The organism is Methanimicrococcus hacksteinii, from assembly GCF_032714515.1.
In the GTDB taxonomy this organism is placed as follows: Archaea; Halobacteriota; Methanosarcinia; order Methanosarcinales; family Methanosarcinaceae; genus Methanimicrococcus; species Methanimicrococcus hacksteinii.
Genome location: NZ_JAWDKC010000031.1, coordinates 15,033 through 31,233, shown reverse-complemented (window position 1 = coordinate 31,233; position 16,201 = coordinate 15,033). Strand labels below are relative to the sequence as shown.

Genomic DNA, 16,201 nt, shown 5'->3' with positions numbered 1-16,201 from the left:
AGACGAGGTTGATCGAAACGGGATGTACGCACCAAGGCAACGAGGTGTTTAGTCCGCGTTCACGAATAGTCCGTGCCGCCGCAAGACTGATTTTTCAGGCGATATCTGAATATGTCTGAGTTATCCGAGTTTGTTGATAAAATTAAGTTAAAGAAATGTTGTTTATCTGAAAAGTAAGATTTGATCTTATTGAATTTCAATCGTTACATGGCAATAATTGCTTTTCCATTTTAGGAAAAGCGTTAAATATCACCATCCGTTATTATCCATCACGCTATAGAGAAAGTCTTTTGGCGGCCATAGCGGCGGGGCGACTCCTGTACCCATACCGAACACAGAAGATAAGCCCGCCAGCGTTCCCTGTTGTACTGAAGTGTGCGAGCCTTCGGGAAGCTTGGATCGCTGCCATGAGTCTTTCTTTATCTTTCTTATTTTGTAATTGTTTTTTGAAATGAAAAGCGGAAGCGCTTTGATTTTTTTGATGTTTTTGAAATGAGAATCGAAAGTGCTTTGGCTTTTGATATTTTTGAAATGAAAGCGGAAGTGTTTTAATTTTTTTGTTTGTTTGATATCGGTTTATTCAATCTGTTTTGATTTGTTTTTGAATCCGTTTGTTTCTTTGAATCAATTTGTTTTTTTGAACCGGTTTTTGAACTTTTGTTTATTTTTGTTGTTTTTATGTTTATTTTTCAATTTTTTTAGAAGATTATTTAACTTTGTTAAACCTGTAATATCTCAAATATTCTGTATTTTAAAAGGAGGCTTTTGGTTATGGAACACGAACATGGTCCGGGCTGCGGATGCGGTGAGGCGAACACAATTGTCATTGAATTTGATGATGACACATCTGTCGAATGTGAAATTCTCGGAACGTTTGAAGTCGACGGCAAAGAATATGTCGCATTGTTAAAACAAGATGATTCCGAAGAAATTTTAATTTACGGCATCAAAGAAGACGGAGACGATGTTGAATTAATCGACATCGAAGATGAAGAGGAATTCCAAAAAGCAGCTGATGTTTTAGATGAATTGCTGGACGAGGAATAATTTTTCCCGTCCGTTTTTTCGTTATTCTTTTTTCTTTTTGATGGTTATTTTTATTGTTTTTCATTTTATTTTTATTGTTTTTCATATTGTTTTTTCTATTGTTTTCTAACTGTCCTGCAAATGCTCTGCAAATCTTATATTCCGATCGTTTTAATTATTTCATTTAATCCGATTTCATTTTCAATCGTATTTTCCAGAATTTTTGCATTCGGATTAATTTGCCGAACACTTTCTTTAATTAAATCGGATTCATTTTGTTTGACTAAATCCGTTTTATTCAGCACAATAACTTCGGCAACCGTAATCTGGTCAAAAGCGACTTTCTTTTTTTCTTTTATGTCTCTGAAAAATTCGGAACAATCAATTAATGTCAAAAGAGGCGCAAACAAATATTCTTCCGTTCCCGCTTTTAAAGAAGACCGCATCAATTCATCCCGGACGACAAGAGGCGATACGGTTTCTTTGGGCTCAATAAACAAAATGTCCGGATGCACCCGCTCAATCAGCTGCCCGACCGCCGAGGTCATGACTTCTTTTAAGCTGCAGGTCACACAGGCTGCCGTCATTTCCTGCGTGTTCATATCATATTCCAAAAGATCGCCGTCGATTGTTTCTTTACCTGCTTCGTTTGTAAAGTAAGTGATCACTTTTCCGGCGGCAGCATAATGCATGCCGAGCTTTTTTATCAAAGTTGTTTTTCCGCTGTTTAAAAAACCGCCGATAACGACAATTTTTGTTTTTGTGTCCGCATTATTTATTTTTGTCATTCTTTAACCTAAATACAATAGGTCTTTCAAATTAAAAATCCCTCCGTTTCTTTTAAATATTAGAAACCCTTTTATGAATCTCTCTTTTGATAATGTTATAAGCCAACGTGGCAGAGCGGCTATGCGTTCGCCTGCAGAGCGAATCTACTCCGGTTCAAATCCGGACGTTGGCTCTTTATATTTTTCATTTTTTTCAGAAAACTATTTCCCATAGAATCGTTTCTTTTTGTTAAATCATTAAACGGAGTTATCTTATGTCACCTGAACAGCTTTCTAAAATTTCCAAAGCATTGAATCTTTGCATCAAGCTTTATTTAATCGTTACAATTCTCGGTGTTGTCGTATTGGCTTTGAATGCCGGCTCCTTCTCATTCTCATTACCGTCCCCGCTCAATTATATCTATTTTGGAATATCCGTTCTTTTTGTGCCGATTGTTGTTGTTTCAGCGGCAATTCAATATTATCTCGGCAAAAACTATCCGGATTTTAAATCCGAATGAAAAATATTTTGAAAAATGTTTCGGAAGACGTTTTGTAAATGCATTTTACGTTCCGGGCAACATTTTTAAAATAAGGTCTGAAAATTAATTCCGAAAATAAGTTTGAGAATAAATTTTGGAAACAAGTTTTGAGAATAAATTCCGGAAATAAGTTTTGAAAATAAGTTTCGAAAAACGTTTTTGAAAAAAAAGACGGAAGAGTTTCCTCTTCCGATATTCATTTCTATTTTATTTCTGTTCTGTTTTGTTTTTACTTTTGTTTCTTTCTCTTTCATTCATTCTTTGAAGCAAAGAGGTAGACGGCTCCGCCGATTAATACGACAAATCCGGCGACAACAATCAAATTCAGCCAAGATCTGTCCGGATTGCCGGATCCTTGTGTTGTTCTTGAATCATTGTTTGTCGAATCTGTTTTCCCCGAATCGGCCGGGTTTGTGTTTGTATTTGTATTTCCGGCGTTATTTTCCGTGCTTGTTGTGCCGGTCGGTTCTGCAGTTACCGCATTATTTGAATTCGGCGTATTTTTTCTTTCTGCGGATGAAGCTTCGACAATGATTGCCGAGCCGGTTCCGCTTCCGCCGCTTCTTGTGCTTTTTGTGTTTTCTGCAGGCGTCTCTGTTTTTCTTTCGATTGTTACGTCTGCGCCGTCCGTATATGCCAATGTTCCGCTGATTTCAACATTATTGCCTTTTAAAACGACATTTGAAGGAACAATTATCTCTTCGGTCTCGTACGATCCGTCAGGGATTTCAATTGTATTTCCTTCTTTTGAACTTGTCAGAACATTGCTCAAGATTTGTCCGTTCACTTCAGCTGTATTTGCGGGGTTCAGCAAAATGAATTTCGCTGTCATTGTCCCGTCTCCGATCCCTTCTTCATTTGATATGACGATGGATCCGGCCGTCAGATCAACGCCTGCGGGCGGTGTAATCTTCGAGACATCGTTTCCGGTTTCTGCCGGCGTGTATTGTTCCAAAATGATTGGAGCTGTTTCTTCTGATGTTACGCCCGATACGTTAATACCGGTTGTTTCAATGTCATTTTCATCGTTTTGCTGTTTGTTATTGACATTTAAACCGCCCCATCCGTTGTTTTGGGTTGTTCCGGTGATGGTAATATTTACACCTTGAGTGATTGTAATTCCGAAACCGCCGTTGTCAACGGCTGTGATATTTGTATAAACCGCATTTGTGTTTCGGCTGATGTCAAATGCCGTTTTGAGCATATTGGTTGCTTTTACATTTTCAAAGGTTGTTCCGTCAGCGGCCTGAACACGAAATCCGTAATTCGCGGTTCCTGTTCCGTTCAAAGTGACGTTTTGAATTGTTACGTTGTTTGCCTGTATCTTAAAACCGTCGCTTACGGCACTTAATTGAATTTCCGGGCTTACGCCGGAAGCGTTTGTGATTGTAATGCCGTCTTTTGAAACAAGATATTGATTTGCTGTGTAAGTTTCATTTGACAGAATTATTGTTGAATTATTTTCGATTCTGCTTAATACAGATGCCAGCAATCCGCCGTCTCCGTCAGATGTCACATTGATTGTGTTTCCCTCTTCCGGCGTCCATCCGTTCAAGTCATTAAGTGTGTTTATTTCGATTTCCGCTGCTTCAGCGCCTGCAAGTGTTGTTCCTAATGTCAATACCGTTATTGTGAGTGTGAATATTATTAATTTCAGTGTCAGTTTTTTAAACATTTAACATGCCTTCTCCGTTATAACTATAATAATGTTATAACTTAAAACTACTATTATTTTATAAGTATATCAGAATATCTCATCAAAATTTTCTTCCAAATTATCTGTAAAATTTTATAAAAAAAAATACCATGTTTTTGAAATTAAAACCGCAAATTCAAAACATACACAGAAAACGGTTAAAGCGGCCGGCTCGATAAATTTCTTTAACCGAAACACGATTTGTAAATCGAATATGATCGATAAAAAAGTAAATAAATTTGTTAAAAAAAATCGTAAAAATTTAATTTTATTATATATTTTATTATTATGTTTTATAATTACATCTTAAAATTAAATCTTAAAATAAAAAAGAATCAGCTGGAAAGCGCCAAAATAGCTTCGGCCAAATCGCCGTTGTTTTCTTCAAGCGCCTTTTTGGCATCTTCTGCGGATGCGCCTGTCTGTTCGCAGACCAAGCGGATGTCTTCGTCGGGAATCACAAGTTCTTTAGGTGCTTTTTTGACATCGCCGTTGATTTGGTACGTGTCAACGCCCTGCGCGCGCATAATTGAAATTGACGGATTGTCAATAATAATATCGCCGTCCGGTGTTTTAATAATCACCTGTTCGGCATTGTCGATTTCACTCATTTCAATGCCCATCTGCTTCATCATGCTCTGCATTTTCTTCGGATTCATCCCGCCGCGTCCGCCGCCCATTCCCGGAAACATAATTTCACCTGATAATATCAATTCATCTAAAATTAAAATATTCAAAATTAATTAATGTAAAAAAGACTAAAAAAAGCAGCACAACGGCTGCTTTTAATTTGAATTCGCTTCTGCTTGTTCCGCACAATTAATGGCAGCCTGCACAGCCGCCGCCGCAGGCCTCGGCTGTCGGGTCTTCAATGACGAAACCTGTTCCCATTTCGTTGTCAATGTAGTCGATGATCAAATTTTCAACGGTTTTTTCAAGCTCAGCGTCATAAATGACTTTGGTTGCGCCGATTTCAGCGGTAATGTCTGCTTCGCCGACGTTTTCTTCCAGCGCAAGGCCGAAAGACGGACCGCCGCAGCCGATACCTGCAATGAAAACGCGGAGATAGTTGTCTTTCTTGTTCTGTTCTTCCAAAACATCATTTAAAGCAGCAACAGCCGCATCTGTAATTGTTAACATGTTTTTCACCAATTTGTTTTTAATCTGTTTTTATTGTATTTTTATTTTTTAATTTAATAATCTTGAAAATTCATTCAATTAAAAGAACATAACGGCAAATCAGATATAAACTCTTTTGCGCTTTTCGTCACATGATTTGTTATTATCATTATCCTTTTATTATACGAATTCTGCTCCGTCATCCGCGGGGTTTGAAAGCGGCTGGCCGTTGTAAGCGTTCAGCTCCAAACAGTCCTTTTTGCCCTGAACTTCCCAAACGGATGCAAAAATCTGCGTCACTTTGATTTCAAAGTCCTTTTCCTGCGGGCGGAACGTTTTGTTCTGATAAATGATGGACTGCGCGTCCATGTCATTGGATTTGACTTCCTGCGTATGCTGACGCTTCAGTTTCTCCAAAATGATTTTCTGCGCTTCTTCTTTTGTCATTTTCGGCTGCTTCATCACATATTCGATGTCGGGAATTTCGGTTTGCGTTCCGATTTCGCCAAGCTCAATGTCATCTTCAATGCCGTTGACGGCGTTCACAAGTCCTTCGCCGGAGGCCGCCATTTTAATCTGATCATTTCCGACTTTGCGGTCCACTTTCAGCGTGTATGTGTATTTCCAATACGGGACGAATTTCAGCACGACATCTTTGACTTCGCCGAATGATGATTTTCCGGCCGCGGCCGCGCGCTCAATCGGCATATTGATTGCGGATGCGCGGATGCCGAGCGTTTCTTTTTTGTCGGCGTGGAATCTTTCAGGCTCGGGCTCGGGAATATCATATGACTGAGGCAGCGGGCGCGGCGCTTCAATATATTCCGATTCTCTGGAATTGTTAAACGGTGCGTCTGCCGGTATTTTTGCGCCGAACAGCGCGGCCGTTAATTCTTCCGCCTGTTCGTCGGAGGATTCAAAAATATTGCCGAAATCAAAGCTTTCAACCGGCTGCGCAGGCTGTGTTATTTCATCTTCATGATAAAATTCAGGCAAAGGGCTGCCGGCAGGATTTTTCGAATTTGCAAAAGCGCTTACCGGATCAAAGTTTTTTTTTTGATCCAAAAGAGATTCCAAACAGTAGTTGCCGACGACGCTTTCCAGCGTTTCGCGGCTCAAGTTTGCCACCATAAACGCCCCGACATAACGCGCAAGCGCGTCGCGGTCCCAAATCATGACGCCGGTGTCTTCCGCATATTTGCGGACAGTTTCTTCGCCGCCTTTAATCTTCTTCGTCGTGATGTATAGACTGTTTTTTCCGTTGGCCTGCTGCGTAAACCGTTCCAGCGTGTTCAAATTGCCGTCAATGTCGCACTTGACCCAAATCTCATAATCCTGGCGCTTGCCGACAATATCGCAAAAAGTGCCCTCGCTTGTCTCATAGCCGTATGACTTGAACATTTCCAAAAGAAGCCGCGTCAATTCCTGTTTCATGCTTTTCAAATCTCTGAATGTTGATTGGATATATTTGTGTGATATAATTGGAATGAATGTGAAATAATATGTAGTAAACACATTTTATTATAAATACATTCAGTTTGCCGATTCTGATTGGTTTTGGATTCGGATTGATTTTGGTGATTCGGATTGATTTTGGTGATTCTGATTGGTTTTGGTGATTTGGATTGGTTTTGGTGATTTGGATTGGTTTTGGATTCTGATTGGTTTTGGATTCTGATTGGTTTTGATAATTCCGGTTTTTGACCTTTTTCAATTCCGCAAAAATGAATGTTCGGAACATATATATTTATTGAAAAATCTTATTCATGCGGGGATGTTAATTTTTCGGTATGATTGTTTTTGAAAAATCGATATCTCTTTTAACAAAGCCCGCCTTTATTGTTTGAATAATCCACGGAGGGATTACTATCGCTATAGATGATATTATGGGAACCGCTATTCCTTACACGCAATGGCAGGTTTCTGATCTTTTGTTTGCACTCATCATTCTCGTTGCGGCGTTTATTGTCGCCCGCATTCTGATCAGTATCTTTAAGAAACTTTTAGGCCGGACAAAAATTCCGGAACTCGCTGCCAGCTTCTTGATTCAGCTGATTACGGCGCTCTTGTACGTGGCCGTTTTGCTGGCAACGCTTTCAGCGCTCGGCGTTACGGTCAGTTCTGTTATCCTCGGTCTTTCCGCCGTCATCGGCTTGATTTTGGGCTTCGGTATGCAGGACACGCTGACCAATTTGGGCGCCGGTGTTTGGCTTGCGGTTTTGGAACCGTTTAATAAAAATGATTACATTACCGTTTCCGGACAAACCGGTTACGTCAAAGACGTCGGATTAATGTCCACCGAATTAATCACATCGGATAATGTTTACATTATGATTCCGAACAAAATGGTTTGGAACAGCGCAATCGTCAACATGTCTCATTTGCCGACGCGCCGTTTCGTTTTGCCCATGACTTTCAATCTCATTGAAAACGCGGAAGGAACGGTCAAAGCGGTTCTTGATGTTTTGGGCAAAGACCCGGAAATTCTTCAAAATCCCGAGCCTAAAATCTACATTTCAAACATCACCGACGCAACGGTCGATTTGGAAATCAGAGCCTGGGTGAACACAAAAGATGCGGACACCATTAAAGAAAGCGTCAAAGAAGAATTGCTGAAAGAATTTGAAGTTTAAATGCATTTTAAATTTCATTTCTTTTTTTTCTTTTTTCGTTTTCCTTTTTACTTTCTTTTTATTTTCTTTTTATTTTCGATTTTTTCTGTTTTAATTACGGCTGCCGTTCATTTTTGCTGTTTTCATATGAGGCAGGTCCGTTTTTGATTCGTTTTTGAAAAATCGGACGGCTCGCGCGCGGGGGCAGCGTGCCGGTACGGCAATAGGAAATGCGTCGGTATGGCAGCACGTCAACACAACAACACAGCAAAACCTTTCAATTATAATATATGTTCATTATATTTTTTCGTATCTTCATGCTGTAAATATGTTCTTTTATATTTTTATTTCCGTCCTATCTCTTTTTACCGCTTTCATTTTTTCAGCTGTTTCTCATCCGAATGATTTATATAGGGCCTGATTTAAAGTTCGAGTTTGGTAACATTTATCAATTATAAATGTTGGTGATAAATCATGAAGATTGCAATTTTAGGAGGAACCGGAAACATCGGCAAAGGCTTCGCGCTTCGCTGGGGCCAGATTCACGATGTTATTGTCGGTTCAAGGGAAAAGGAGAGAGCACAGGAGGCGGCAGCAGAATATACGGCATTTTTGTCGGAAAGATCACTGCCGTCCAAAATTACGGGAGATGAAAACAAAGCGGCGGCAGAAGCTGCCGATATTGTCGTCATTGCGATTCGCTATGACCAGATTCCGACCGTCATGGAACATATCAAACCGGTCCTCTGCAACTGTCAGACTGTTTTGTCCGTCGTTGTTCCGATGATTAAAGACCGCTGCTACCTCAATATGGGAACCGAGCCGGTCAAAATCGAAGTGGACCCAGAAGAATACAACGCAGATTACTTCTGTTACGCGCCTCCGAAATCCGGCAGCGCCGCAAAAGAAATCCAAGCGCTTCTTCCGCCGGGAATCGATCTGGTGGCATCTTTTCACAACGTTTCTGCCAAGCGTCTGGAAGACTTTGACAAAGACATGGACTTGGATATCGCCGTCTGCGGCAACAACAAACAGACCAAAGACGTCATTATGCAGCTTGTCCGCGATATTCCCGGCTTGAACCCCGTCGATGTCGGCCCGCTTGAAGCGGCCGCGCTGACCGAGCCGATCACACCGCTTTTGCTCAACGTTGCAAAAATGAACAAAGAACTGCGCCACGCAGGAATTAAATTCGTTTAATTGAAAAATGAGTTGAAAGTCCCGTTTCATACGGTTCTTTCTTTTTTATTTTTATTTTTTCAAATGGCGTTTTTGCTTTTTTTGTTTTTATTTTATTATTTTATTATTTTATTACTGCTTGTTTCTGCTTTTATTTTGTTTTTGTTTCTCTTTTGTTTCTGTTTTTATGCGCTTTTTTACAGTCGTTTTTCGTTTTTACGTTCGTTTAATTATGAAACATAAATTTATACATGAAGTCGGTAATATTTGTCAATTCAATCATTCATTTTATTTTTATTTTCAATTTTAATTTTAATTTTTATTCAAACAGCAGAGTGTTGACATGTCTCAATTTACAACAATCTCGGAAATTATCGAAGAGGTTTCGGAACAGGAAATCGATATCGTCAAATTCCATTTCTCGGACATCGGCGGAACGTTTAAAGAAATCGATGTTCCCGCCGCGCTTTTGGAGAATGCATTTTCAAAAGGCCTCCCGTTTGACAATTCCGTCGGCGGTACTTTTAAACCGACCGGCGCGGATTTAATGTTAAAGCCCGACCCGCGGACATTTTCTATTCTGGAAGGCGGCAGGAATCAAAAAATCGGGCGCGTGACCTGCGAACTGACTTTCCTGGACGGTCAGTCTTTTGACGGCTGTGTCCGCAGCACATTGAAATTATTCGTCCGCAAAATTTACCAGTCCGGTTACACGTTTTCGGTTTCTTCGTCCTTCAGTTTTTACTTGCTTGATTCTCACTTCACAGGACAGCCGCGCGATTTTTCCTGCAGTCCCGAGACGCTTTTAAAAGCTGAAAACACAAAGCGCGATATTCTGACGGCTTTGAAAAATGCCGACATCGACGTCGTTTCTTTGCGCCAGACACATGCCGACGGTCCGATCTCCATTGCTTTTAAAGAAGGCAGCGTTCTTCGAACGGCCGATAACATCATGACGGCCAAATACATCATCAGCGATGTTTCCCGCCGCCACAATCTCTGCGCGACGTTTATGCCCAAACCTTTGACGAATGCGGAAGGACTGGCGACAACATTCGGTTTTGTTCTGATGAAAGACGAGTTCAATGAATTTTATCATCCCGATCAGGACATGATGATTTCCGACAAAGCCCGCGGATTTATTGCCGGAATTTTCAAACACATCCGCGCGATTTGCGCGGTTACGAATCCGACCGTGAACTCTTACAAAAGAATTGTTCAAAAAGGAAAGGCGCCCTATTATGTTTCCTGGTCCGCCGTTGACCGCAACTCTCTGATCCGGCTGCCGTCCTCGCGCGGGCGCGCAACGAAAATTGAAGTTCAAAATGCCGATTCGTCCTGCAATCCGTATCTTTCGCTTCTGGTTTTGCTTTCCGCCGGCATTTCCGGCATTGACGACAATCTGACACCGATTGCCGCCGTCAACTTTGAGACGCATGATTATTCCGAGTCCGAGAAGCAGTCGCTTTCGGCAGGAACGCTTCCGACCACACTGCGTGATGCGCTGGCCGCGCTGAATTCCGATACGCTGATTCAGGACGCGCTCGGCGAATCCGTGTTTACAACGCTGATTCAGACGGCAACGATTGAATGGAACGATTATATCGGCTGCGTTCACAATTGGGAACTTGAAAGGTATCTTTAATTATTTCAAAATGGATTTTAATTAATTTCAAAATGGATTGATTTATTTAATTCCAAAATGGATTGATTTACTTAATTCCAAAACGGATTGATTTACTTAATTCCAAAATGGATTGATTTACTTCATTCCAATATGAATTTTTAACTTATTTCAAAATGAATCTTTAATCTAATAATTAAAAAATAAAACAGAAAACGGAGATGTTTATTTTGACAACGGAACGAAATTTGGACGCCATTGCGTCTCTTCTTGAAAAATATTCCAATGCGCACGGTGTTTCCGGAAACGAGGATGAAATCCGCCGCCTTTTGAAAGAGGATTTGAAGGATTATGCCGATGAAATTAAGTTCGACGCGCTCGGCAGTTTGATTGCTGTTCGGAAAGGCAGTTCCCCGAGCAGCCCGACAATTATGCTTGCCGCGCACATGGATGAAATCGGCCTGATGGTCAAATACATTGATGAAAACGGCTTTTTGAGATTTGCGAAATTCGGCGGCTGGTTTGATCAAACTCTTTTGAACCAGCGCGTGATTGTTCACGGTTCCAAAGGCGATATCTACGGTGTGATCGGCTCAAAACCGCCGCATGTCATGACGCCCGAAGATGCGAAAACGCCTGTCAAACACAAAGACATGTTCATCGACGTCGGCGCCAAAAATGCCGAAGACGTCAAAAATCTCGGCATCGAGCCGGGAACATACATTACGACCGACCGCAGTTTTGCAAAACTTGCCAACAACCGCGTGACCGGCAAATGTTTTGACAACCGCGCCGGTGTCGCGCTCATGGTTGAGGTGATGCGCCGCCTGAAAGGAAAGGACATCAAAGCAACTGTCTGCGCCGTCGGAACTGTTCAGGAAGAAGTCGGCCTCAAAGGCGCCAAAACAGCGGCCTACGCGTCCAATGCGGACGCTGCGCTCGCGCTTGACACAACCGTTCCGGGCGACCACCCCGGAATCACAAAATTAGATTCCCCGCTTGAAATCGGCAAAGGCCCGATTGTCGCGATTTCCGACGCTTCCGGGCGCGGTTTAATCGCACATCCGCAAGTCGTTAAATGGCTGCGCGAATCCGCCGAAAAAGTGGAAGTTGATGTTCAGCTCGGCGTCGGCGAAGGCGGCACAACAGACGCGTCTGCCATTCATTTAACCAAAGAGGGCATTCCGACCGGAACCGTTCAGATCGCAACGCGCTATATTCACTCCCCGGTCGAAGTCGTCGATTTAAACGACATCGAAGACAGCGTTGAGCTGGTCGTTTCGGCGATTGAAAGAGCTCACAAATATTTTACAAAAAAGAGTGAATGATTTTTTTCATTCATTCGTTTTTTCATTTTTGTTCATTTCTATTTTTGTTCATTTCTATTTTTGTTCGTTTTTCATTTTTTGTTTGTTTTCTTTTGTTCGTTTTTCATTTTTGCGCCGCGTTCGCGCGCGAGCCGCATCATTTTTCAAAAATTTCAAAATATGCTGTTGGGATTTGGAATTTCAAAAGAACCGAAACATCGGTTTTTATAACTTTTCAAACCCGAACCCCCTCTTCCGTGAAATTATGAAAATAAAGGCGGGGTTCGTTTTTCATAGATTAAACGAAAACGATGTTTCGTTTTTAAAAATGAATCAAATTCGAAAACGGCTGTTTAACTTTGATAAAATCCTATGAACCGCCCCTCCAATCCGAGTTCCGGGCGGCGCAAAGCGGCGAACCGGACTTGAAACGAAGTTTCAAGTTTTGTGAGCGCAGCAAGCATTAGGAGGATTGGAGATTTCTCTCACGATTCTCAATTAACTCAAAAAACCGTTTTTGCTGAAATCCGGTTTGTATCTGCTGTCATTGGAGTCATTATTGGTGTCTGCTGCCTGTCGCAGTGCAGCGTTTCATATGCATCTGCTCTTTTTTATCACATCCGCTCGTTGCGCGAGCGTGGGCACAGATTACCTTACCGTTTGCGTTTGGCACAGATTACCTTACTGTTTGCGTTTGGCACAGATTACCTTACCGTTTTCGTTAATACAGTTGCCGATTGGCAGGCTCGTTTCTGCTGCCGCCGTCCGCGCGCGAGCTGTTCCGTTTTTATTTTTATCAAAATCATCCCCTGTTTTTTATTTTTGCAGAAACATTTTTCCGTTTTTCTGCTTGGCGCTGCTGTTTTCCTGTTTCCGTTAATACCGTTGCCGATTGGCCGGCTCGCTTCAGCTGCCCCGCTCACGCGCGCGAGCCGCTCCGGTTTTATTTTTTTTCAAAACCGTATCTCGCTTTATTTGTCATTTTATTCTTGAAATGCTGTTGAAACGAGTTTTCCAAAATCTTTTAATTTTTGACTGCCTTTCTTTCTCATATTCTTAAATTTATATCTGAACGGAGGAAACAAAAATGGGATTATTCAATTCCGAAATGACGCCGCAGAAAGCTGTTGAGGCGCTCGGGTCGGACAAAGACGTTAAGGCGGAAAAGGGTGCCGAATTCTTAAAAGAAAATGAGCCGGATGTGCTGCCGTTTATGGCGGAAAAATTCCAAGCCATTGTTCCGCAGGCCGCGCGGTCCAAAAAGCATCAGCTGGCAGCAACCCGGTTGTATTCGCTTTTGTGCGAAGCCGATCTTCCGGCCGAATTGTGCACACCGTTTGTCGAAACACTCATCGGCGCGCCCGAAAACGTCGAATTCCCGTCCGACGAACTTCCGGCGGCCGTTGTTATTAACGCTTATTCCTTCCTTGAAACAACAATCCGGGAAGCAGATGTTGAAACCAAAAAGAAAGTTTTGCCTTTTTTTGAAAAAATCCATTTGCCGCCTTCTATTCTTCCGGTTCTCGCCTCTTTCTTAAACCGCGAATCCGGATTCGTCGAAGAAGCACTCATTTTAATCCCGCAGGTCGACGGCGATTTATCACCCGTCTCGGACGCGCTTTACGATATGCTGGACCTCTATCCGCTCGGCGATGCCGCCGCCCAATCCATCCTGGAAATGCGCGGCAGACTTCCGCCGAACATTGAAAAATTAGAAAATTATTTGATGGATTTCAGTTCTCAAGTCCAAAAAAGAGCAATCAAAATCGCAGTGCCGCTGGCCGAAGACAATTCCGCCGTTTACGCTTTGCTCCAAAAAGCCATTCTTGCCGACGAATCCGCGCGCACGCACATTCTTGAAGCGCTGGAGAAAAAAGAAAAACTCCGGCCCGACCAAATGGATTTGGTTTGGATGATTCTTGTTAACTCTGATTCTCAGCTGACCGAAGAGCGCGGCATGAAATTCTTCGGCCGAATCGAAACATCCGTGCGCCCGCTGATTCTCCATTACGCTCAAAGCGGAACCGCCGAGGAAATCGCCCGCGCTTTTAAATGCATCGGCTACATGAAAGAAGAAGGACCCCGCGTTTGCCGGGAACTGCTTTCCGTTTACATATACGACGATTCCCTTCTCTTTGACCGCGCCGGATATTCCGCTTTTCCGGCCATTGCAAATATGATGAAAACAAATTGCGGCGAAGATGCTCAAGCCGCCGCGCTTGCCAAAAAAATGCGCGACTACTGCACGCAAAACAATTTGGACACGCCGACAGAAGTCATGGCGCTCTTAGCTCCCGAAGAATTGGCGGACGTGATTGAATGGTCGTTCAAACGCATTTTTGAATCTTACGGCATCGGCTACACCCCGAAATACACCGAAGAAATGCTTTCCGGCATTTCCGGTCTTGTCGGTTTTGAAGCCGCCGTTATGAATTCATTCATCAAAGCCATCGGATTTACCTACAATTACGAAAGCAGCGAAGACCTGCCGACAATTGCCCACAAAGACACGGCCGCGGCCATCAACCGCCTGCGCTCCGTTAACACACCGGCAACAAGCAACATTCTGCATCTGGTTTCCCGCAAAAAAGATTTGACAATCACACAATCCGATCCGACAGGCGCTGAAATTTCATCGTTCACCCTCTCTTTTGAAGATCACAGAAGATTGGCGCTGGACGAACTGGAACGCCGCGGATTTCCGGCATACAGCCCCGTCAATTATCTGAAACAAGAAAAGCCGCATTACTGACGGCATTTCTTTTTATTTTTTACTTTTTTCAGCTTTAATTTTAATGAATAATATTTTCAGCAATGTTTTCAGCAATATTTTCAGCAATATTTTCAGCAATATTTTCAGCAATGTTTTCAGCAATATTTTCAGCAATGTTTTCAGCAATATTTTCAGCAATATTTTCAGCAATTTAATCTTTCAGCATAAAACTCGCCCACGGTCTTTCGCACGTCTTTTCGTTTTCTTCCCAATACAGCATACGCTCAATATATTGTTCCATGCGTTTTTCGACAGGCTCCCTGCAATCCGAAATTCCGTGGCGCCGGATGATTGCTGTCAGCTCATATATCGGATAACCGATGGCATGTCCCTTTGTGTGTACCGTTCCGCACGCGTGTCCGACCGCATGACACAGAGCAATGTCTTCCGATGATGTGATTTCTTTGGCAAAAGCGTGTGTGCCTAATATCGCCTGCTTTGCTTCCGGCATTTTTATACGCCCGGCCGCCCACTCCCGAGTCTGCATCAGCGACAGAACCGGCCTGTCCTCATTCGGGTAGCGCGCGTTTAATTCCCGTACTGTTTCGCCCGCAAATTCGAGCGCCCACAATACAACTGCTCGGCGAGTTTGTTTTTCAATGAGCTGCGTTAAATCCTGCAGAAATTCACTGTCTTTCGCAAACAAGATTTGATTTTTCCTTGAAATCCTGTCTTTCACTTCGTCTGTCCAATCCATAATTCATCCTTTCAGCCTAAATTCGATACATTATCATTGACATTCTCATTTATATTGATGTTTGAGCGCCATTCGATTTTCATTTGATGCTGTTTTTCTTTGCACGGCAGCCTCCGCCTGCGCGCGAGCGGCACATGTTTTGAAAACAAATCTGAAATCTCTCCCGGTTTTCATCTTCTTCTTCCTTTTTACATCGTTATTCATTTCGATTATCATCGTTTTTTCATTTCACCGATTATTTTTTATGTTACTTTTATCCTTCTTTTTTCATTACAAATTTGGTGTTCTATTATGCAGGAAAAAATTATTGAAATTGCGGACCGCATTAAGGAGCTCCGCGAGGTCTCCGACATTTCGCCCGAAGAGGTTTCGTCCGTTTTGGATATTTCCGTTGAGACTTATTTGAAATATGAAAATGCGGAGGCTGACATTCCGGCCAGCATGCTTTTGGAAATTGCGAATTACTTCAAAGTGGATATGTCCCTTCTTTTGACGGGCGAGTCGCCGCGCATGAATGTTTTTACCGTGACGCGCGACGGCAAAGGCGTGTCGGTTGAGCGCCGCAGCCAATACAAGTATCAGGCGCTCGCGGAAAAATTCATCGGCAAAAAGGTGGAACCGTTTGTCGTTGTTGCCGAACCTAAAGAAGAAGAGCCGACACTTCATTCACACCCGGGACAGGAATTCAACTACATTTTAGAGGGCAGTTTAAAGCTTTACGTTCACGGAAACGAAGTCATTTTAAATCCGGGAGACTCGATTTATTTTGATTCCAACTATCCGCACGCAATGAAAGCACTTGACGGCAAGCCGGCAAAGTTTCTGGCAATTATCATGTAATATTGCATCTGATCAAGCC

The 16,201-nt window shown here is 42.5% G+C and carries 15 protein-coding genes, 1 tRNA gene and 2 rRNA genes; 12 read left to right on the top strand and 6 right to left on the bottom strand.

Annotation, left to right across the window (positions count from 1 at the left end):
• The 3 genes from MmiAt1_RS08825 to MmiAt1_RS08815 all read left to right on the top strand — a co-directional run.
• A 23S ribosomal RNA gene (locus MmiAt1_RS08825) occupies positions 1-86 on the top strand; the annotation flags it as partial.
• A 203-nt stretch (positions 87-289) separates the two neighbouring features.
• A 5S ribosomal RNA gene (gene rrf / locus MmiAt1_RS08820) occupies positions 290-411 on the top strand.
• Between the two features lie 360 nt (positions 412-771).
• Positions 772-1,047: a DUF1292 domain-containing protein gene (locus MmiAt1_RS08815; protein WP_318786515.1), complete on the top strand. Its 276-nt coding sequence runs from the start codon at positions 772-774 to the stop codon at positions 1,045-1,047.
• A gap of 134 nt (positions 1,048-1,181) precedes the next feature.
• Here MmiAt1_RS08815 and MmiAt1_RS08810 read toward each other — a convergent pair whose 3' ends face one another.
• Complete coding sequence (locus MmiAt1_RS08810) at positions 1,182-1,814, bottom strand: GTP-binding protein (protein ID WP_318786514.1); 633 nt, start codon at positions 1,812-1,814, stop codon at positions 1,182-1,184.
• Between the two features lie 101 nt (positions 1,815-1,915).
• On the opposite strand from MmiAt1_RS08810, the gene MmiAt1_RS08805 reads away from it, so the two are divergent.
• A tRNA-Cys gene (locus MmiAt1_RS08805) sits at positions 1,916-1,987 on the top strand.
• Positions 1,988-2,068: 81 nt separating this feature from the next.
• Positions 2,069-2,314, top strand: coding sequence for a hypothetical protein (locus MmiAt1_RS08800; RefSeq protein WP_318786513.1), 246 nt, complete (start codon positions 2,069-2,071; stop codon positions 2,312-2,314).
• Positions 2,315-2,585: 271 nt separating this feature from the next.
• On the opposite strand, the gene MmiAt1_RS08795 is transcribed toward MmiAt1_RS08800, so the two are convergent.
• The 4 genes from MmiAt1_RS08795 to MmiAt1_RS08780 all read right to left on the bottom strand — a co-directional run bounded on the left by MmiAt1_RS08795 (position 2,586) and on the right by MmiAt1_RS08780 (position 6,584).
• Positions 2,586-3,956: a right-handed parallel beta-helix repeat-containing protein gene (locus tag MmiAt1_RS08795; protein ID WP_318786512.1), complete on the bottom strand. Its 1,371-nt coding sequence runs from the start codon at positions 3,954-3,956 to the stop codon at positions 2,586-2,588.
• A gap of 410 nt (positions 3,957-4,366) precedes the next feature.
• Entirely contained in the window at positions 4,367-4,723 is a 357-nt protein-coding gene (locus MmiAt1_RS08790) for a nascent polypeptide-associated complex protein (protein WP_318786511.1), read from the bottom strand.
• 127 nt (positions 4,724-4,850) lie between these two features.
• Entirely contained in the window at positions 4,851-5,171 is a 321-nt protein-coding gene (locus MmiAt1_RS08785; RefSeq protein ID WP_318786510.1) for a HesB/IscA family protein, read from the bottom strand.
• 159 nt (positions 5,172-5,330) lie between these two features.
• Positions 5,331-6,584, bottom strand: a complete 1,254-nt coding sequence (locus tag MmiAt1_RS08780) for a hypothetical protein (RefSeq protein ID WP_318786509.1) — start codon at positions 6,582-6,584, stop codon at positions 5,331-5,333.
• A gap of 452 nt (positions 6,585-7,036) precedes the next feature.
• Here MmiAt1_RS08780 and MmiAt1_RS08775 point away from each other — a divergent pair, with 452 nt between their 5' ends.
• The 6 genes from MmiAt1_RS08775 to MmiAt1_RS08750 all read left to right on the top strand — a co-directional run bounded on the left by MmiAt1_RS08775 (position 7,037) and on the right by MmiAt1_RS08750 (position 14,624).
• On the top strand, positions 7,037-7,783 hold the full coding sequence (locus tag MmiAt1_RS08775) for a mechanosensitive ion channel family protein (protein WP_318786508.1): 747 nt from the start codon (positions 7,037-7,039) through the stop codon (positions 7,781-7,783).
• Between the two features lie 453 nt (positions 7,784-8,236).
• Entirely contained in the window at positions 8,237-8,962 is a 726-nt protein-coding gene (npdG, locus tag MmiAt1_RS08770) for an NADPH-dependent F420 reductase (RefSeq protein ID WP_318786507.1), read from the top strand.
• 322 nt (positions 8,963-9,284) lie between these two features.
• The gene (locus tag MmiAt1_RS08765) at positions 9,285-10,586 is read left to right on the top strand and encodes a glutamine synthetase family protein (protein WP_318786506.1); all 1,302 of its coding nucleotides are present in this window, start codon (positions 9,285-9,287) and stop codon (positions 10,584-10,586) included.
• A gap of 209 nt (positions 10,587-10,795) precedes the next feature.
• Entirely contained in the window at positions 10,796-11,893 is a 1,098-nt protein-coding gene (locus MmiAt1_RS08760) for a M42 family metallopeptidase (protein WP_318786505.1), read from the top strand.
• Between the two features lie 426 nt (positions 11,894-12,319).
• Entirely contained in the window at positions 12,320-12,865 is a 546-nt protein-coding gene (locus MmiAt1_RS08755; protein ID WP_318786504.1) for a hypothetical protein, read from the top strand.
• 94 nt (positions 12,866-12,959) lie between these two features.
• Complete coding sequence (locus tag MmiAt1_RS08750; RefSeq protein ID WP_318786503.1) at positions 12,960-14,624, top strand: hypothetical protein; 1,665 nt, start codon at positions 12,960-12,962, stop codon at positions 14,622-14,624.
• A 172-nt stretch (positions 14,625-14,796) separates the two neighbouring features.
• Here MmiAt1_RS08750 and MmiAt1_RS08745 read toward each other — a convergent pair whose 3' ends face one another.
• A complete protein-coding gene (locus MmiAt1_RS08745) occupies positions 14,797-15,342 on the bottom strand; it encodes a putative immunity protein (RefSeq protein ID WP_318786502.1) in 546 nt (181 codons plus the stop codon).
• A gap of 291 nt (positions 15,343-15,633) precedes the next feature.
• Here MmiAt1_RS08745 and MmiAt1_RS08740 point away from each other — a divergent pair, with 291 nt between their 5' ends.
• A complete protein-coding gene (locus MmiAt1_RS08740; protein WP_318786501.1) occupies positions 15,634-16,182 on the top strand; it encodes a helix-turn-helix domain-containing protein in 549 nt (182 codons plus the stop codon).
• The last annotated feature ends 19 nt before the right edge of the window (positions 16,183-16,201 follow it).

Bases quoted from the DNA above. Each gene is read 5' to 3' on its own strand.
- MmiAt1_RS08765 (WP_318786506.1), top strand. From the start codon at position 9,285: ATGTCTCAATTTACAACAATCTCGGAAATTATCGAAGAGGTTTCGGAA.
- MmiAt1_RS08800 (WP_318786513.1), top strand. From the start codon at position 2,069: ATGTCACCTGAACAGCTTTCTAAAATTTCCAAAGCATTGAATCTTTGC.
- MmiAt1_RS08810 (WP_318786514.1), bottom strand. From the start codon at position 1,814: ATGACAAAAATAAATAATGCGGACACAAAAACAAAAATTGTCGTTATC.
- MmiAt1_RS08785 (WP_318786510.1), bottom strand. From the start codon at position 5,171: ATGTTAACAATTACAGATGCGGCTGTTGCTGCTTTAAATGATGTTTTG.
- MmiAt1_RS08745 (WP_318786502.1), bottom strand. From the start codon at position 15,342: ATGGATTGGACAGACGAAGTGAAAGACAGGATTTCAAGGAAAAATCAA.
- MmiAt1_RS08790 (WP_318786511.1), bottom strand. From the start codon at position 4,723: ATGTTTCCGGGAATGGGCGGCGGACGCGGCGGGATGAATCCGAAGAAA.
- MmiAt1_RS08740 (WP_318786501.1), top strand. From the start codon at position 15,634: ATGCAGGAAAAAATTATTGAAATTGCGGACCGCATTAAGGAGCTCCGC.
- npdG (WP_318786507.1), top strand. From the start codon at position 8,237: ATGAAGATTGCAATTTTAGGAGGAACCGGAAACATCGGCAAAGGCTTC.
- MmiAt1_RS08750 (WP_318786503.1), top strand. From the start codon at position 12,960: ATGGGATTATTCAATTCCGAAATGACGCCGCAGAAAGCTGTTGAGGCG.
- MmiAt1_RS08780 (WP_318786509.1), bottom strand. From the start codon at position 6,584: ATGAAACAGGAATTGACGCGGCTTCTTTTGGAAATGTTCAAGTCATAC.
- MmiAt1_RS08815 (WP_318786515.1), top strand. From the start codon at position 772: ATGGAACACGAACATGGTCCGGGCTGCGGATGCGGTGAGGCGAACACA.
- MmiAt1_RS08775 (WP_318786508.1), top strand. From the start codon at position 7,037: ATGGGAACCGCTATTCCTTACACGCAATGGCAGGTTTCTGATCTTTTG.